This is a genomic window from Corynebacterium sp. NML98-0116 (genome assembly GCF_001767255.1).
Taxonomy (GTDB): Bacteria; Actinomycetota; Actinomycetes; order Mycobacteriales; family Mycobacteriaceae; genus Corynebacterium; species Corynebacterium pseudogenitalium.
In genome coordinates, this window is record NZ_CP017639.1 from 1170433 (window position 1) to 1187624 (window position 17192).

17 protein-coding genes and 1 tRNA gene are annotated in these 17192 nt (G+C 56.5%); 8 read left to right on the forward strand and 10 right to left on the reverse strand.

What is annotated here, in order from left to right; genetic code table 11:
* The 4 genes from BJP05_RS05220 to BJP05_RS05235 are packed head-to-tail and all read left to right on the forward strand — an operon-like array spanning position 1 to position 4750.
* Positions 1 to 1395: a hemolysin family protein gene (locus BJP05_RS05220; RefSeq protein ID WP_070362485.1), complete on the forward strand. Its 1395-nt coding sequence runs from the start codon at positions 1 to 3 to the stop codon at positions 1393 to 1395.
* A complete protein-coding gene (locus BJP05_RS05225) occupies positions 1392 to 2444 on the forward strand; it encodes a hemolysin family protein (protein ID WP_070362486.1) in 1053 nt (350 codons plus the stop codon). The genes BJP05_RS05220 and BJP05_RS05225 overlap by 4 nt, the downstream gene beginning before the upstream one ends.
* Entirely contained in the window at positions 2441 to 3307 is an 867-nt protein-coding gene (locus BJP05_RS05230) for a 3-methyladenine DNA glycosylase (RefSeq protein WP_070362487.1), read from the forward strand. The genes BJP05_RS05225 and BJP05_RS05230 overlap by 4 nt, the downstream gene beginning before the upstream one ends.
* Positions 3308 to 3358: 51 nt before the next feature.
* The gene (locus BJP05_RS05235; RefSeq protein ID WP_070477156.1) at positions 3359 to 4750 is read left to right on the forward strand and encodes a hypothetical protein; all 1392 of its coding nucleotides are present in this window, start codon (positions 3359 to 3361) and stop codon (positions 4748 to 4750) included.
* An 84-nt stretch (positions 4751 to 4834) separates the two neighbouring features.
* Here BJP05_RS05235 and BJP05_RS05240 read toward each other — a convergent pair whose 3' ends face one another.
* From BJP05_RS05240 to secA2, 5 genes are all read right to left on the reverse strand, one after another.
* Positions 4835 to 5410, reverse strand: coding sequence for a MerR family transcriptional regulator (locus tag BJP05_RS05240; protein ID WP_070362489.1), 576 nt, complete (start codon positions 5408 to 5410; stop codon positions 4835 to 4837).
* 124 nt (positions 5411 to 5534) lie between these two features.
* Entirely contained in the window at positions 5535 to 6137 is a 603-nt protein-coding gene (locus BJP05_RS05245) for a bifunctional nuclease domain-containing protein (protein WP_168156182.1), read from the reverse strand.
* The gene (locus tag BJP05_RS05250) at positions 6112 to 6855 is read right to left on the reverse strand and encodes a MerR family transcriptional regulator (protein ID WP_370296056.1); all 744 of its coding nucleotides are present in this window, start codon (positions 6853 to 6855) and stop codon (positions 6112 to 6114) included. Before BJP05_RS05250 ends, BJP05_RS05245 begins: the two co-directional genes overlap by 26 nt.
* Before the next feature lie 49 nt (positions 6856 to 6904).
* Positions 6905 to 7336: an oxoglutarate dehydrogenase inhibitor Odhl gene (odhI, locus tag BJP05_RS05255; protein WP_070362492.1), complete on the reverse strand. Its 432-nt coding sequence runs from the start codon at positions 7334 to 7336 to the stop codon at positions 6905 to 6907.
* Positions 7337 to 7453: 117 nt separating this feature from the next.
* Entirely contained in the window at positions 7454 to 9745 is a 2292-nt protein-coding gene (gene secA2 / locus BJP05_RS05260; protein ID WP_070362493.1) for an accessory Sec system translocase SecA2, read from the reverse strand.
* A 158-nt stretch (positions 9746 to 9903) separates the two neighbouring features.
* Here secA2 and BJP05_RS05265 point away from each other — a divergent pair, with 158 nt between their 5' ends.
* The 3 genes from BJP05_RS05265 (at position 9904) to BJP05_RS05275 (ending at position 11591) form a co-directional block, all read left to right on the forward strand.
* Complete coding sequence (locus tag BJP05_RS05265; protein WP_070362494.1) at positions 9904 to 11076, forward strand: alpha/beta fold hydrolase; 1173 nt, start codon at positions 9904 to 9906, stop codon at positions 11074 to 11076.
* 1 nt (position 11077) lies between these two features.
* Positions 11078 to 11443: a YchJ family protein gene (locus tag BJP05_RS05270; RefSeq protein WP_070362495.1), complete on the forward strand. Its 366-nt coding sequence runs from the start codon at positions 11078 to 11080 to the stop codon at positions 11441 to 11443.
* A gap of 74 nt (positions 11444 to 11517) precedes the next feature.
* Positions 11518 to 11591, forward strand: a tRNA-Pro gene (locus BJP05_RS05275).
* 69 nt (positions 11592 to 11660) lie between these two features.
* Here the strand turns inward: BJP05_RS05275 and BJP05_RS05280 are convergent.
* From BJP05_RS05280 to BJP05_RS05290, 3 genes are read right to left on the reverse strand one after another with little or no spacing between them, the layout of a single operon-like run.
* Positions 11661 to 12197 (reverse strand): gamma carbonic anhydrase family protein, encoded by a 537-nt coding sequence (locus BJP05_RS05280; protein WP_070362496.1) that lies wholly within the window; start codon positions 12195 to 12197, stop codon positions 11661 to 11663.
* Positions 12198 to 12238: 41 nt separating this feature from the next.
* Positions 12239 to 13186: a diacylglycerol kinase family protein gene (locus BJP05_RS05285; protein WP_084028581.1), complete on the reverse strand. Its 948-nt coding sequence runs from the start codon at positions 13184 to 13186 to the stop codon at positions 12239 to 12241.
* A complete protein-coding gene (locus tag BJP05_RS05290; protein WP_084028582.1) occupies positions 13183 to 14181 on the reverse strand; it encodes a PHB depolymerase family esterase in 999 nt (332 codons plus the stop codon). The genes BJP05_RS05285 and BJP05_RS05290 overlap by 4 nt, the downstream gene beginning before the upstream one ends.
* 44 nt (positions 14182 to 14225) lie before the next feature.
* On the opposite strand from BJP05_RS05290, the gene BJP05_RS05295 reads away from it, so the two are divergent.
* A complete protein-coding gene (locus BJP05_RS05295; protein ID WP_070362497.1) occupies positions 14226 to 14999 on the forward strand; it encodes a class I SAM-dependent methyltransferase in 774 nt (257 codons plus the stop codon).
* Between the two features lie 2 nt (positions 15000 to 15001).
* Here BJP05_RS05295 and der read toward each other — a convergent pair whose 3' ends face one another.
* Both der and cmk read right to left on the reverse strand, forming a co-directional pair.
* Positions 15002 to 16495 (reverse strand): ribosome biogenesis GTPase Der, encoded by a 1494-nt coding sequence (der, locus tag BJP05_RS05300; protein ID WP_070362498.1) that lies wholly within the window; start codon positions 16493 to 16495, stop codon positions 15002 to 15004.
* Entirely contained in the window at positions 16492 to 17184 is a 693-nt protein-coding gene (cmk, locus tag BJP05_RS05305; RefSeq protein ID WP_070363526.1) for a (d)CMP kinase, read from the reverse strand. The genes der and cmk overlap by 4 nt, the downstream gene beginning before the upstream one ends.
* Between the last annotated feature and the right edge of the window lie 8 nt (positions 17185 to 17192).

Below are 17192 nucleotides of genomic sequence, written 5' to 3' on the forward strand. Positions count from 1 at the left end.
ATGGATATAGTCATTTCAATCTTTGCTCTTTTGGGCTTCATCTTGTTGACGGCCTCAACGGGCCTGTTCGTTGCAATCGAGTTTGCAATGACAGGACTCGAGCGCTCAACTATCGATGAGCACGTCCGGGAGGTCGGCGACCGCACGGCGAAAGCCGTCGCTCGAGACCACGCGAACCTTTCGTTCGTGTTGTCAGGCGCGCAACTCGGTATTACCGTGACGACGCTCGCAGCTGGCTTCCTCGCCGAGCCGGTGTTGGGCAAGTTCTTCACTCCCCTGCTTGAGCTCGTTGGTCTGAGTGAAGCGGCCTCAACGACAGTAGCGCTGATCCTTGCATTGGCGATTGCGACATTGCTCTCGATGGTTTTTGGCGAACTTGTTCCAAAGAACATGGCGATTACGGATCCGCTGAAGACTGCGCGGGTCGTGGTACCTCCTGTGAATGCGTTTAATACCGCAGCTGGTTGGTTTATTAAGTGGCTCAATTCTTCGGCGAACTGGGTTGTGCGAAGACTCGGGATTGAGCCAGCAGATGAGCTAGCCTCCGCTCGTTCTGGCCAAGAGCTGGGTGCGGTGGTCCGAAACTCGATGGAGTCTGGAGACCTTGACGCAGATACCGCAGCGGTGATCGACAGATCGCTGCAGTTCGGAGAGACCACCGCCGAAGCCGTGATGACGCCACGTTCAACCATTAATGCGCTTGACGCTGAGGACACCGTAGCGGATTTGATTGCGTTTGCACGTGAGACAGGCCATTCGCGCTTCCCCGTCCGCCGTGGTGACTTGGACGACACAATAGGCGTGGTCCACATCAAAGACGCCTTTTCGGTAGATAAGAAGCAGCGTGCAACCACCAAGCTGTCAACGCTGGCCAAGCCAGTTCCGTTTATCCCCGGGACGCTTGACGGCGATGCGGTGCTCAACAGGGTTCGTTCCGCGGGCTCACAGGTAGTGCTGGTTGCGGATGAGTTCGGCGGAACGCAAGGTCTGGTCACGATTGAGGACGTGGTCGAGGAGATCCTCGGTGAGGTGTACGACGAGTACGACGACCGCGAATCCGAGCGGGACTTTTTACACGTCGGAACGTCGTGGGAGATTTCTGGTTTGGTGCGGCTCGATGAACTGCAGGAGGAGCTCGGTTATGTTGCACCCGAGGGGCCTTACGAAACTCTTGGAGGACTGATTATGTCAGCACTTGGACATATCCCGACAGTTGGCGACAAAGTAGTGCTCCCCTCCGGTACAGCTGATTTCCAGGAACAGTTTGAAACAGGCAGCGCCGGCCACTGGCTCGCAAGGGTTTCCACAATGGATGATCGCAGGATCGACAGGGCAATTTTGAGTCCGATTTCTCCAGAGGAAGCAATCGAGTTTCAGAGGAGGTCAGCACAGTGAATATTTGGGTAGCATTCCTTCTCATTTTGGTCCTGCTGGCGCTCAACGCGTTCTTCGTTGCGTCCGAGTTCGCACTCGTGTCCTCCAGGCGCGATCGATTGGAGTCAATGCAGGCACAAGGCAAGACAAATGTTGCTGGCGTGCTGTACGCGACAGAACACCTCTCGATTTACCTCGCAGGTGCCCAACTGGGCATCACCATCGCGTCACTCGTGCTCGGTAAGGTCGCTGAGCCTGCCGTTGCACATTATGTTGAAGTTCCGTTTCTCGCGATGGGGTTGCCGGGTGAGTGGCTGCATCCTGTTTCCTTCGTGATTGCGCTGGCGTTCATCTCCTTCTTGCATATCTTGTTCGGCGAGATGGTGCCGAAGAACATTGCGATTGCCGGACCAGAGTCAACTGCTGTTTGGCTTACCCCAGCTATGACGCTTTGGATGAAGGCCACGGGGCCGTTTATTCGCTTCTTGAACTGGGTAGCGCGTAAGACGCTGGCTCTGTTTGGTATTGAACAGCGCGATGAGCTTTCATCCACTGTGGACCAGAAACAGCTGGCGAACATGATTCGTGAATCACGCGAAGAGGGTCTTCTTGACGCTGAGGAAACAGCTCGCCTTTCAAAGGCGCTGCGCTCTGAGTCGAGGAACCTCAAAGAGGTAATGATCCCGCTCGATCGTCTGACAACCATCCCCTTTTACCCTGAGGGCGTCGCGCTTTCGATAATCGAGCAAGCTGTACGTGAAACCGGATATTCGCGCTTCCCCGTTGCTAGGCCTTCCGGCATTCTCGTTGGATATATTCACGTGAAGGACATTTTGGACCTGATGGAGTCCGATGAGGATGATCCACTGGTACCGGTGAGCCGCATCCGCCCATTGATGGTGATTGATGGCTCTGAGTCGCTGGATAGTGCGCTGACGTCGCTGCACCGTCGCTCTGCACACATGGCTCAGGTCCGCGATCAAGGTCGCCTCGTTGGCGTACTTGCTCTTGAGGACGTCATTGAGGAGTACGTGGGCACGGTCGCAGACTGGACCCACGAGAATTCATGATTCGCACGTTCCTGGAGTCAGCCGAATACGAGGCTCGAATCGCGTCGCATGAGGAACGTGCGGCCGGATTCGTCGAGCCACACCTAGCTCGCCGTCGTCGCGCACAGAAGCACCCGGTGTGGGACTTCCTGTTCGACTACTACAGGTTCCGCCCCACACACCTTAAGAAGTGGCATCCTGGCGCAAATACAGTGCTTCTCGACGCCTCTACGCTTCCTCAAGCTTCATGGCGCGACTACCAAGTTGTAGACAGCAGGCACGTGTGTGCAGACATCGCGTCGTTTCTTGCGCACCGTGAACACGACGTTCGGGAAATTGACGAACTACTTCGCGCGACAGCCTCTCGTTCGGCGCACTTTGACTGCTTCGGTTTGCATGAATGGGCAATGTTGTATCGCGAGGAACACCCTCGCCATGATCTTCCGCTTCGTCTCGGAGCAGACGGCACGAACTCAGTGGTTGAATCTCATCAGCTTCGATGCAGCCACTTCGACGCGTTTCGTTTCTTTACTCCCCCAGCTCGCCCCCTCAACGTTGTGGCGTTGCGGAGGGAAGACCAGGTATCGAGGGAACAACCAGGCTGTGTGCACGCCACCATGGATCTGTTTAAGTGGGCTTTGAAACTTGGCCCATTGGTCCCTGGCGAGCTCCTCCTTGACTGTTTCGAATTGGCCAAGGACGCGCGTCGCCTCGATATGGAGGCATCCCCGTACGACTGCCGGGAACTCGGCTTCGACATCGTTCCTGTGGAGACTACTGAGGGAAAAGCCATGTACGTGCAGCGCCAACGAGCGCTCAGCGCACGTGGAGAAGAATTACGCTCCCGGCTCGTCGCTCTCCTCGACGTAGTTCTAGGGCGATAGACTGTTTGACAACGCTAGACGGGTTGTACACGAAGTAAGGACGGTATTGGCATGGGCCGACATTCTGATGGCAAGAGTAACTATCGCTTGTCCGGTGGAGCGATCCTGGTCATTCTGGTCGCGCTCGCTGTGATTTTGAGTGCCATTTTGATGATGAAGCTGAAGCCAGAACAGTCCGATGATGCTTCTGAAGCACAGTGCGTGTCTGGAGAACTCTCACTGCCAGTAGCGTCTACGGAACGATCGGTCGGTGAAGCGATCGTAGCCGCGTACAACGAGTCGCACCGTGTTGTGCGGGACTACTGTATGCAGGCAGAGCTCGTCGATAAGGTCGAGGACGCAGCTATCCTTCTCGCTCCGGAAACCGCGAACCCAGACGCCGTACTTAGGAACGCAAAACGCTCGGCGGCGGTACCTGACCCACAGATTGTTTACGCGGCGCCTCTCGGCGTGGAGGGGCAAACTTCTACTGATCCAGCGACACTTAAGCTGGAGTCAGTGCGATTTGTGTTGCCTGAACGCTCGGATGCCTCTGTTGCTGTTGCGTCATTGCTTGCCAAAGATGAGGCAGGCGCCGTAGATGTCCTACAACAGCAGGCAGTGGAAGATATAGAGTCAATCCAAGATGAACAGAGTCTATACGCAGCAGCTATTGAACAAGCATCCGGTGACCGGGTTTTCACATCGCTAGATGCAGTTTTGAACTACGTCGGTATACCGCTGAACAGTACTGATAACGTCGATGAGAATAAGTCTCGCGCCGGGCAGGACCTCATGAAGTACGCGGCGTCAACGTTGAAAACTGATAGCAAATCACAGGTGGTTGATGTCCCTGATCAGGTTTGGTCCCAGGTGGCAGAAATTCCGGTCGATGAAACAGAAAAGGAACAGAAAGAAGTTGGTTCCGAAAACCAACAGCAAGCTCTGGACACGTTATTCCTGTACGATACGTCAGATGCGATGCAGCCTTTCAAGCCAGCAGTCGACACCGCGATACGCGATGCTGCATACCGTGTCACCGAATCTGGCCATCAAGTAGCGCTTTGGAACTACTCTTCCCCACTGAACCCTGGTGTAACGAAGGGTTGGCGCAGCAACATTGCTATGACCAGTGATGCCGAGGACGTCGCATACACCGCCAGCTTGCTTGGCACCGGTGGTGCTCCGCAGACTCGTGAAGCGCTCTTCGCTGCTGCCGATGCCATGCGTGAGCTCGATCGCGATATTCGCATCGTGTTGATTACCACCGGCACCGCCGATGATGATGGTTCACCACAGGCGGCAGCAGCACTGCAGGACCGGCTCGGTGAGCGAATCAAGCTTGACGTCGTTCGTGTAGGCGATAGCCCTGCAGATACGGCTGTGACAGATGTCGCATCCGTGGTGAAAGAGGCTCCATCCGCTGAGCAGGTCAGTGCCGCTCTGACCGCCGTTGTGGACTAACCACTTGCGCTAGACCCACAGCAGTACGAAAGGCTGCAGCCCCGCCGGGGAGTAAACGGCGGGGCTGCAGCCTTTCAGAACTCTCTAGGAAGACTTACGACGGCGACGATCTGCGAGTTCATCGAACCCGGCAGGCTGAGGGTCATTGAGTTCGGGATTGATGGTTTCTGCTGGGAAGTCAGCAATTGTGCCAGTCAGATCCTTCATAATCTGCGGGACCGCGATACCAAAAACACCCTGGCCGCCGCCGAGAAGGTCAATGACCTCCTCGTTGCTGCGGCACTCGTACACCGTTGCGCCATCAGAGACCAACGTGATCTCGGCGATGTCATTCACACCCCGGTTACGGAGCTTATCCACGGCTAGGCGAATGTTTTGCAGTGAGATCCCGGTATCCAAGAGACCTTTCACGATTTTCAGAACCAGAATGTCCTTGAAGGAGTAGAGGCGCTGGGAGCCGGATCCCTTTGCGCCACGGATTGAAGGCTTCACCAAGTCAGTGCGCGCCCAGTAATCGAGCTGGCGGTACGTGATGCCTGCTACCTGGCATGCAATCGGAACTCGGTACCCCACTTCGTCAGAAGGCCCGATATCAAACAGCGTTTCCTGAACAGGCCCTTCCACTGCGGAAAGTTCAAGCTCTTGTTGCAGATCGCTCATTTTCCATACTCCCGTTTTCTATTGTCTCGGCTAACAGTATTTGTACTGATAGCTTAGGCATTTGACTCTATCAGCTCGGGCCGACACGCCGAAGTCTCAACCTTTACTTTACATTGAGGGAGGTTTAGTTGGCAGCCCCGTCTCCATCTTCATCATCGGAAGTAAAAAGATCATCCGCGCCAAGGCTCTTCATCAGCTGCTCAAAATCGCGGTCTGCTTCTGGGTCACCGCTTGCGGAAACACTTCCGTCTTCAGCGTCCCCTTCGACAACGGGAAGATCAAGGTCAAAGATACCTTTCGCATCTGCCGCGGAAATCCGTATGCCGGCTTGCCGCAAAACCTGAGGGTCAACCTCGAGAGCAATATCCCCTGTCCAAGCCAAAAGCAGCGCGTCGGACATGCTCGTGTCTACTTTGCTGCCAGTACTCAGCAACACCTCGGCATGAAACACGCCTTCGTAATAGCTCGCAATGCGCACGGCCTGCACTTGAGCGCCGAGATCCTTTAACGTTTCCAAATACGTTTCGTAAATACTCGGGTTCAGGGGGCCTACATCATCAATGAGCGCGGCCAGTTTGCCTCCAGAAAATGGCGAAAGCCAAATTGGCAGGAATAGATTCTGCTCTGGTGTGTGCAGCAACGCGCACAGAAAGTGTTCCGGGCCGACCGGGTAGACCCCGAGCAAATTCAGCGACCGCATCTCAGCGCCCGGAATTTCGCAGCTCATTCTTGAGCAGCGAAGCATGCAGTGATACGACCAGGGCAGAAAGCTGCTGTCCAAGTTCTTCCGCCTGCTGTGCTGAATTTTCCTTACCGGACTTCGCAACGGGTTCCGTTACTTGAGAGATGAGATCAGCCTGGCGACGAGCCATAGTCCGCAGCGTCTTGAGGTGGCGAGAATCCAAACCGAATTCCGCTAGAGCCATGGCTGCAGTAACCACGCGAACGTCGTCGGCGGTGAAATGACCAGCCACATCAGGACCGATCAATCCATCACGCACAAACTCGTCGACAAGTTCTTGGTCTGCTTGAGCCTGCTCGGCAACGTCTCGGTCGCTCAAGTGCGTCGAAGTTGGTGCGCGGAAGCTATCTGGAGAAACTAGTGGATCAGCTTCGCTCGCGCTCATGATCGCGGTAACCTGACCGGAATCCATGGCCTCGAGCTGCTCGCGGATCACCTTTAATGGAAGGTAATTGTCTCGCTGGGTAACCAAGATGTAGCGAAGTCGCTCGACATCATCACTTGTAAAGCGCCGGTATCCGGACGCAGTGCGCTGTGGAGTGATCAGGCCTTCGGACTCAAGAAAGCGAATCTTCGACACAGTCACATCAGGGAACTCTTCCCGCAACTGTTTCAGGACAACACCAATAGACATGGTCTTTGTCCCTGACGGGGCGACGGTGGCTCCCATTTGCTCTGTAGCAGCTCGACGTATTGCACTCACGGTGATGATTAATCTCTTCTAATGGGCAGGGGCAGACAAACGGACAATACTATTTTTCGTCGGCGATAAAGACCAGGCGGAATTTACCAATCTGAATCTCATCCCCGGAGGAGAGCACCTGCGAGTCCTTTGGCTCTCGGTTCACATAAGTGCCGTTCAGTGATCCCACGTCAACAACTTCGAAAGAGTCACCGTCGCGGCGGAACTCAGCGTGTCGGCGGGACACCGTGACGTCATCAAGGAAAATGTCGGCCTCAGGATGGCGACCTGCGGTGGTTGCATCCTGGTCCAACAGGAACCTTGCACCAGCGTTCGGTCCGCGCTTCACCACGAGCAACGCAACACCATCCGGCAAATTCTCCGTGCTGGTGACGTTATCGTTGGCTGCAGCAGCGCCGTTCTCCATCTCCTTCAAAAGGTCAGCGCGAAAGACGGAGGTCGTTTCGACCTGGACGATGTCTGCATCTTTGTTTTCGGCCATTCCAAACTCCTGACGGTGTTTTTGAAAGTCAATAAATTCTAAATCGCAATATTACCCAATTGTGGGTCAACGTGCTGTTGCGGTTCTAGTGTAACGCTCTGAACCTCAACATGAGGATTAACGGAAAATATTTCCAATCCCGGAGATCACCGAGTTCCCCGAACCCGCCAACGGATTATCCGACACCATGTAGGTCCACGTCGCACTCGGACGCTTCCAACCAGCATCTTCGAGGTGTGCTCCATCGTTATCAATCACGACTTTCCTGAAAGTATCGACGGCCTGATCTACGGCACGATTCGCTAGTTCTTTAAATTCACGAATGGCGATTCGATGGTATTCGTCGATTGGCGTTTCACGGGCGATGGCGCGCAGGTGGATCGATTCGCGAACATCGTCCATGAGCGCGAGGTACTCAGACCACTCATGGTCCAGGTGGTAGAGCATTATCTCACGAGCTGCCTGCCGTAGTTTGTCAGCATCGATGGCATCCAGCTCGGTGGCGCGCTCCGGTGCTCGTTCGCTAAGCTCACGCCACGCCGCGTCGGTATCGAGCAATGACGCTCGCCGCTCATCAAGGATTGTACGGTGATCCGAGATGAGCTTGTTGTATTTCCACGTTTGCGAGTGAATTTCTAGCAGCTGGCCCTCTGTAACGCGCTGGCAGTGGTCAACAAACTGCTGTGCACGCGAGGATTCGATGCGTCCCGACGCGTCGGGATGTACGGTGATACGCTCATCCTCTCCCCCGGTAACAACAATGTCGTCTTCCAGGGAAACAAAGAACAGGCTCAGGCCAGGGTCGCCCTGACGCCCTGCACGTCCGCGCAATTGATTGTCGAGCCGCGCTGTGCGATGGCGTGCTGTACCGATAACGGCGAGACCACCCAGCTTCGCAACCTTGTCGTGATCTCCTTCGTCAGCGCCACCTAGACGAATATCGGTACCGCGGCCTGCCATTTGTGTAGACACGGTCACCCGCCCTAAATCTCCAGCCTCAGCCACAATGCGTGCTTCCTCAGCGTCATTCTTCGCATTGAGCACGTTCACGCTGATCCCACGCTCGTTCAATGCCTCAGCGAGAGCCTCAGACTCCGCTACGTCATGAGTCCCTACAAGAACAGGTTGACCATTCGTGTGAAGCAGCGCGATCTCTTCGACGATCGCTTGGTTCTTCTCCTCCATCGTTGCGTAGATCCGGTCGGCTTCATCAAATCGCTGCAACGGATTTGCGCGGTCAATAACAGATACGTGCAGGTCGTAAAATGAACGCAGTTGATCGGTGGCTTCTACGGCGGTTCCAGTCATGCCACAGACCGTCGGATAGCGACGCATAAGTGCTTGCAGCGTGATCGAGTCGAGAATTCGGCCCCCCTCGGACACCTTCAGCCCCTCTTTTGCCTCGACTGCTGCCTGCAATCCGTCAGGCCAACGCTGCAGTTCAGCGACGCGGCCGCGTGAGGCGTCGACAAGCGCCACCTTGCCGTCCTCGACGATGTAGTGCACGTCGCGGATCAGCAGTGCTCGAGCGTGTAGCGCAAGGTTGACCCGGACAAGTGTGGTGCCAATGTGCTCATCGGAATAGAGCGAGTCGATGCCGAGCAAACGTTCAACTTTCTTCGCCCCCTCCTCGGTAAGGAAGACATTGCGACCATCGGCATCAGTTTCGTAGTCCTTCTCTTCGTCAAGGTGCGAGACCGCTTCGGTGATCTTGCCTGTGGGCTGCTGCGTACCTTCAGAACCAGCCAGGACGAGCGGGACGAGGGCTTCGTCGACAAGGACGCTATCGGCCTCATCGACAAGAGCGACCTCGGCTGGTAGCTGAACGGTTTGAGAGCGGTGCGTGATCTGATTGTCACGAAGGTGATCAAAGCCGATCTCGGTCACCGGGGCATAGACGACGTCGCATCGATATGCCTCTACGCGCTGTTCACGTGGCGTCGATTCCGTTACAGCGGCAACGCTGAGCCCGAAGAACTCGACAAGCGGCCGCATCCACGTGGCATCGCGCTCAGCGAGATAGTTATTCACAGTGATGAGGTGCACCCGCTTACCAGTGAGCGCAAAACCGGTCGCAGCGATAGCTCCAACGAGCGTTTTGCCCTCGCCGGTGGCCATCTGAATTACATCGCCTTCGAGTAGGCGCAAAACCGCCTGGTTTTGAACGTCGAACGGGTTCATCCCAAGGGTTCGAGTGGCGGCAACCGACAGAATTGCGAGGAAGCGAGGCTTGTCGACGACCTCTCCGTCACGCACGGTGTCACGCACAGCGGCGCTCAGCGCGGCGTCGTCAAGAGCTTCGAACTCGGCGATGAGCTCGTGGGCTTTCGCCACGATCCCCTTCGACTTCTTGTTGTTGCGTTCGGACGTTGCACCCATTGCTTTCCAAAACCAGCCAAATGCAGCCATTCCTCATACGACCTTTCGTCACGGCAAAAGTGGCCTTTTGCCTCTCGCACTACCTGGCCTACATGGTAAGTGCTTCTCACTCGTTCACGTCAATGTACTCTATCCTTGTTCAAACAAAGACCACCGAATGCGTCCCCGTTCTCAGGAGGAAAGCCCACATGCTATCGCTGAACGTGAAGGTGCCGTCGTCGACGGGCAAGATGATGGCCGGAACGATTGACCGGCCTGACGGGCCGGCGAAAGCCTACGCGATTTTCGCACACTGTTTTGCGGGGTCCAGACATACTCCTGGTGCTTCGCGAATCTCCAAGCGGTTAACAGAGTTCGGCATTGCAACGCTCAGATTTGATTTTCCTGGTCTCGGACAATCTGAGGGTGAATTCGCCGATACTTCGTTCTCACAAAACGTTGACGATATCGTGGCTGCAGCAAAGTGGTTAGCCAAAGAGTTCAAAGCGCCACAGCTCATCATGGGCCACTCGCTCGGGGGCGCTGCAGCACTGAAAGCGGCGACCCATCCCGATCTCAAAAAGACGCTCAAAGCCGTAGCGACAGTCGGTGCGCCGTTCGACCCTGCTCACTCGGTGTTGCACTATGCGGACAAGATTGGTGACGCGGACCGCGACGGCTATGTCCCTGTCATCCTCGGTGGCAGGGAGCTCATCATTTCACGCGACTTCCTTGAGGATCTCGCCGACACGAATCCCGAAGAATACCTGCCGAAACTACGCAAGCCACTATTGCTGGTCCACTCGCCTATCGATGTGACGGTAGGCATTGATAACGCCCAGTCGATTTTTAGCCTCACCCGCTACCCGAAGTCACTCATGGCGCTGGACAAGGCCGATCATTTATTGACGCGCCAAGGCACCGCACAGCGTGCGGCCGACATTATCGGCTCGTGGGTCATGCAATACATCACCCCCGAATTTGTCCCGGATGCCACCGGCGACTCCAACGCAGTCTCCTACTCAGCCCGCGGGACGAAGTATGGTGACGTAGTTCGCACCTCTAATCGTGCGATCGCAACTGACCGGGCTAAGAATGCTGGCGGCAAGGGCCAGGGCGTGACGTCGACAGGCTTGTACATGTCCGCGTTGGCAGTATCTTGTTCCCAGGCAATTCGTTCCGCCGCGAAAGGTCTTGCGCTCAACGACGTGCGCGTGGAGGTCACGCATCTCGGCGAGGGGCACTTCACACGTGACATCACGTTATTCGGCGACCTCAGCGACGCCGAGGCCCAGACGCTCATGGAGGCCGGCAAACGCTCAACCGTCGACGGCTACGTTCACAGTGCCTCGGTGCAGACAACCATCGACGTGGTGCGCTGACGTGAAACGCTGCCCATGTGGCCTCGACCGCCCATATCCCCTGTGCTGCGGCGCCCTGCACGCAGGCAAACCTGCTCCCACAGCAGAATCGCTCATGCGGGCACGCTACAGTGCGTTCGTCGTCGGCGATGCGGATTACTTGCTGCGCACCTGGGCTTCGAGCACTCGACCGGCGTCGTTGGAGCTTCCACCAGGTGGCGAACCATATATTGCGCTGCGAGTTCTTCACTCCGAACAAGGTGGCTCAACGGATACCTACGGAGAGGTCCGCTTCGAGGCCCTTCACCCGAGTGGCACCCAGCGGGAACATTCCCGTTTCATTCGCGAGGGCGGCGCATGGGTGTACCTCAACGGCACTGCCTTCTAACAGCTGGTTTCATAGTTGTAGTAACTGTGCGCTAAACTATCGGAGCTGTTCCGGTATTCGCCGGATGAAGGCAACGGGCTGTGGCGCAGTTTGGTAGCGCACCACACTGGGGGTGTGGGGGTCGCAGGTTCAAATCCTGTCAGTCCGACAACTATCAACAAAAACCCCGCTTGACCAGGCGAAACTCCTGATTGAGCGGGGTTTTAGTTTTCGTAAGCTACTCAGTTGCAGCACGTTCTACCGGTACCAACCCACTCGCCGCGCGCTTCCCCAGCTCAACATAAAACGCTGCGTGGCGTTCACGTGCCGAGTAGGTTGACTCCTCAAGCTCACGCTTGACCTGCGCCGGTACGCCTGCAGCGAGTGAGAATTCAGGTATCAGTTGGCCTTCGAGCACCACTGCGCCACCGGCGATGATGCTCCCCTTGCCAATGCGAGCCCCGGACAGCACGGTCGCGTTCATGCCGATTAGGCACCCAGATTCAATATGGCACCCGTGCACCATAGCAAGGTGGCCAATGGTCACGTCGGCTTCGAGAATGGTCTTCCCGTTCTCATCAACGTGCAGCACTGATCCATCTTGCACGTTGACCCTTTCACCGATTCGAATCGCGCCAACATCACCACGAATCACCACTCCGGGCCAAATATTGGCATCCTCGGCAATTTCGACATCACCGATAATCGTGGCTTCATCGGACACGAATGCGGACGGATGAATCTTCGGGGTTTTACCTTCAAATGAGTAGATCATGTCGCCATTATGCCGAAACCCTATTGGCCCTGCAGCGGAATCTATCGCATCAGCACCAACGCTTGTGGGATCACCCGGATAGTGGCTGCTTCGATCGATCCGATAGTGTCGCCATCAACTTCGAATACTTCGGGGGCAGCGAAAGAAACGCTTATCGTGTGTCCTTTGAAATAGTCCATCTGCGGAGCTGGGATACCCTGCCACCCGCCACCGAGGAGTGCACGCAGAGTGTTAAACACGATGCGTAGGCCAATCAGCAACCATCCGATAAGTCCACGCGGAGACATCGCCACGACATCAATTTCGCCATCGTCGGGGAGCGCATCGGGGAACAGCGGGATTTTATTCACCAAGTCACCGCAGTTGCCGAAAATCATGGTGTGCAAGCGATGCCTGTTCGAGGGATGGTCGTCGACGGTTACGGTAGCCTCCACACTGTTACCACCGCCCAGCGATCGTGCGATCCCGCCGATGTATGCCAGCGGACCTATGCGTCGCTTTAATTCCTCCCTGGTACGTTCAACCATCTGCGCATCAAGGCCCACTCCAGCCATGACTGTGAACCCATAAGTCTCCTGCGAGCCGTCGCGCCGAGTGACTGTGGCTTCGCAAAGGTCCACAGCGTGCTCTTCTCCAGTAAACGCACGGCGTATCGCGCTCTCAGGATCCAATGGCAAGCCAAGGTTTCGCGCAAGTAGATTACCGGTACCAACTGGGATAATCCCCATCTTGATGCCGGTGTCTGCTAGGACGTGAGCGATGCGGCGGACAGTACCGTCACCTCCCGCGACGAGTACCACGTCCACGTCCTCGGTGAGTGCAGTCGCGAAGCCAGCAAGTGCCGTGTCCTCTTTTGTCGTGGGTACCCAGCAAATTTCGCGGCGAGGGTCAGCGTAGAGTTCGACAAAGCGCTCCAAAACCGCAGCGCGAATCTTCGTCGGGTTATACACCACCACAGCGGTGCGATGAAACAACTTTTCCGAAGTCACTTTTGCATCCCTATTCCGAAGAACTCCAGTACTGCTTCACTGGCAAAACCGATCGGCAAATTCGATGCCGGCGAAGTACCAGGCCCAAGCCATTCGTGCTTGCCGCCATCCACTTTGTAATGCACAAGCCCCGCATCACAGCCGACCCATTCAGCTTTTGCTACACCGGGCAGTGCTTCTGACCACTCTGGTTTCGGCGCCTCCTCGCCAGTGGCTTTGCAGTGGTTGCGTCGGGCTTCTCGCTCAACGTCTTGATACGCACCAGCGTAGTGCGTCTTGTGCCGGGTTCCTCCGCTGTAGTCAATGACGCTGTCAGCGGTCCCGTGAATGTCGATGCGTTTGACGGGGATCGCCGAGCACCCCTCAAGCACCGCGTCATAGACGGCGGCTGACACAGTCGCCACTGCGGTGTAATCCTGTGGTCGCTGGCAGCTCAGGAACTCCGCGAACCCTCCTCCATTTGAAAAGCCTGCGGCGAATGTACGAGCAGGTTGGGTGTGAAACTCTTGTTGTAGCTGCGCCCGCACGGCGTCAGCGAATGCCAGGTCCTGACGTGCATTCGTATTTGCATACGGTGCCGGCGCCCACGCCTTGTTCACACCTTGCAAGTACGCCACAACCGCGTCCGCGTTGTTAAAGCCCGTCGTGCGCTGCATCGACGCAGCTGTGCTCGTGTAACCGTGGAATACGAGTATGAGTGGCAAACCTTCTCGCTGCTGTGCACCCTTTGGTAGCGAGAGTATGTACTCGCGCTGCAGTCCCCCAGCCGGGATCGTCCGTGACTCGACTGATGCAGAGCTCCACGGTTCGACTTCCGCAACCGTGTCAGGCCGACTACCGTTTTCCACTGTACGCAGGGGATTCGGCAGCGCATCGGTTGCCTCCGGCTCCTCGTTGTCTCCACTACAGCCAGCCATGACTGCGCAGCCAAGCAGCACAGCGAGCAGCACCGTACGCACCGACCAGCGCCGGTTCATCGTGTTGGAAATGTTCACTCGCGGATTCTCCTGACAGTCACAGGTTGTTAGGTTAGTTGATTATGAAGCCAAGCGGAAAGCACCAACCACTGTTTCACAGCAGTGAGCACCGGCTGAATTCGTCACGCGCGTTCACAGTCGGCGCAGACACTTATGATGCGGTCAGACCGTCATATCCGGACTCAGTAGTTGAGCTACTTGCCGGTCGCGGAGTCGTCCGCACTGTCTTAGATGTTGGTTCCGGTACCGGAATTTTTGCTGCACAACTGCACGCCGCCGGGCACCGAGTTGCTTGCTGTGAACCTTCACCAGACATGGCGAATACACTGCGCGCCCGACACCCAGAGCTTCCAGTATGGCGCGCAACCGCCGAGTGCACCGCATCAGCACCCAAGCTTTTCGACGCCATCACCTTCGCCCAAGCGTGGCACTGGGTCGACCCACACCTCGCTAGCGCAGAAGCTGCCCGAATCAGCAAAGATGACGGCGAACTTCTCTTATGCTGGAACACCCTCGAGGTGGAGCATCCGTGGGTACTACGTCTGGCAAAGATTATGCACTCTGGCGATGTGCTTACCAAAGGCTTCTACCCCACTGTCTTCGAGCCTTGGCACCTCAAGCGGGAACTACGAACAACGTGGATTCAACCGATCCGGACGGATCAGCTATTCACGCTCATGGCGACCCGTTCCTATTGGCTTCGCGCAAACCAGCGCACTCGGGACAAAATGACGAACAACCTCACCTGGTACCTGCATGAGCGCCTCGGATTCGATCCTGGCCAACTTATACCACTGCCGTACAGGACCGACGCGTTCCTGTACGGCCGTAGATAATGCTACTTGCGACGCCGCGGGTTACGTTCACGCACACGAACTGCGATCCGAATCGGCGTGCCGTGGTAGCCGAACTGCTCACGGAACTTTCGCTCCAAGTAGCGGCGGTAGCTGCCGTCTAAGAACCCCGTGGTAAACAGGACGATTGTCGGTGGGCGCGTGCCAACCATGGTGGCAAACAAGACCTTCGGCAACCGGTTGTTCTTCATCGGCGGTGGGTTTGCGGCAATCGCATCGCGCAGCCAGTTGTTCAGCTGTCCCGTGGTGATTCGACGATCCCAGTTCTCAAGTGCTTCCTCCATCGCCGGCTCAAGGCGGTGCAGCCCGCGCCCAGTGTCTGCCGAGATATTGAGTTTCGTCACCCACGGGAGGTGCCCGACCATCTCATCAAACTCGCGGTCGAAGTAGTAACGACGGTCCTCGTCCATCAAGTCCCACTTGTTGAAGCAAATGACCATCGCCTTGCCTGCTTCAAGCACCATGGAGATCACTCGCTGGTCCTGCTCAGAAATCTCCTGGGAGGCGTCGATAAGCACGACGCACACCTCCGCTGCCTCGATGGTGCCTCGGGTACGAAGGCTGGCGTAGTACTCGTGCCCCTGCGCATTCTTGACTTTCTTCCGCAGCCCGGCAGTATCGATGAACTTCCACAGTTTGCCGTCGAGCTGGATCAGTTCATCAACAGGGTCAACAGTGGTACCTGCAACGTTGTCGACTACGGCGCGCTTCGATTTGGAAAGCTTGTTCAGCAAACTCGACTTGCCCACATTTGGGCGTCCAACCAGCGCAACTGCGCGTGGGCCATCTGTGATGGAGTCCTTCGCGCGCGGCTCATCCGGAAACAGTCGCAGAATCTCGTCGAGTACATCCGCGCCGCCGCGACCGTGCAATGCTGAGACTGGCCACGGGTCCCCGAGGCCGAGCGCGTACAGCTCAGCAACGTCGCCCCATTGCGACTCGGACTCAAACTTGTTCGCGACCAAAATGACTGGAACTTCGGAACGCTGCAGATTGCGAGCCATCGCCTCATCTGACATCGTGATGCCGGTGTGGGAATCGACCACAAAAACGATGACGTCTGCAGTTTCCATAGCAGCTTCCGACTGGTGCGCGATAGCCGCGTTGATGCCTTTCGCGTCCGGGTCCCAGCCACCAGTGTCTTGCACCCAGAAACGTCGCCCTCCCCAGTCAGTAATGTAACTGATCCGGTCGCGAGTCACACCAGGGTGGTCTTCGACCACGGCTTCACGACGCCCAATAAATCGATTTACCAGTGTGGACTTGCCCACGTTTGGGCGTCCAACGATGGCCACCGTCGGTAGGGCCTCTTCGATGTAGTCAGGATTGAAGATGCCGAACGCTTCCTCAACGGCTGCCCACTCTTCCTCGGTGTACTCCTCAGCGGAGTTGAGATCTCCGAAGTCCGCCTCACCGAAATCCGCATCGTTGAAGTCAGCTTCATTGAAATCCTGTGGAAAGGAATCTCCTGTGGTCATTTGCTGCTCCTTTCAATCACGTCGACGAGGGCCGCCAGCACCTGTTCAGGAGCCATCTCAGAGGTGTCTACGATCAATGCGTCATCAGCCGGCTTCAGTGGGCTGGTCTCACGGGAGGAGTCAAGGGCATCACGACGTTCCACGTCTGCTAATACCTTCTCAAACTCTACTTTGCGGCCTGCTGCTGTGTCCTGGTCGAACCGGCGCTGTGCACGCACCTGGGCTGACGCCGTCATGTACACCTTGGCCGGTGCATCTGGCAAAACTACGGTGCCAATGTCCCTGCCCTCAACGATGGCGCGATGCGCCTCAGAGGCGAGGCGACGCTGCAGGGCCACCAAATTTTCACGGACCTCTGGGATCGCGGCAACAGCAGAAACTGCACTGGTAACTTCCGCTCCTCGGATCACGTTGGAGACGTCCCGGCCGCCCAAAATAACAGCCTTGTCATCGGGGTCGTCGGAAACCTCCATCGGCAGATCAGCAGTAGCAGCGATGACTGCACTAGTGTCTTCCGGATCCACGCCGGCGTCCAACACCGCCAACGTCGCAACTCGATACATCGCGCCCGTGTCGATGTACTTTGCGTCAAGCTTCTTGGCTAACGCTCGGCACATTGTCGACTTGCCAGTACCCGACGGCCCATCTACTGCAAGCAGCAGACCATTATCTGGCTGGTTACTCAACATCGTTTCCT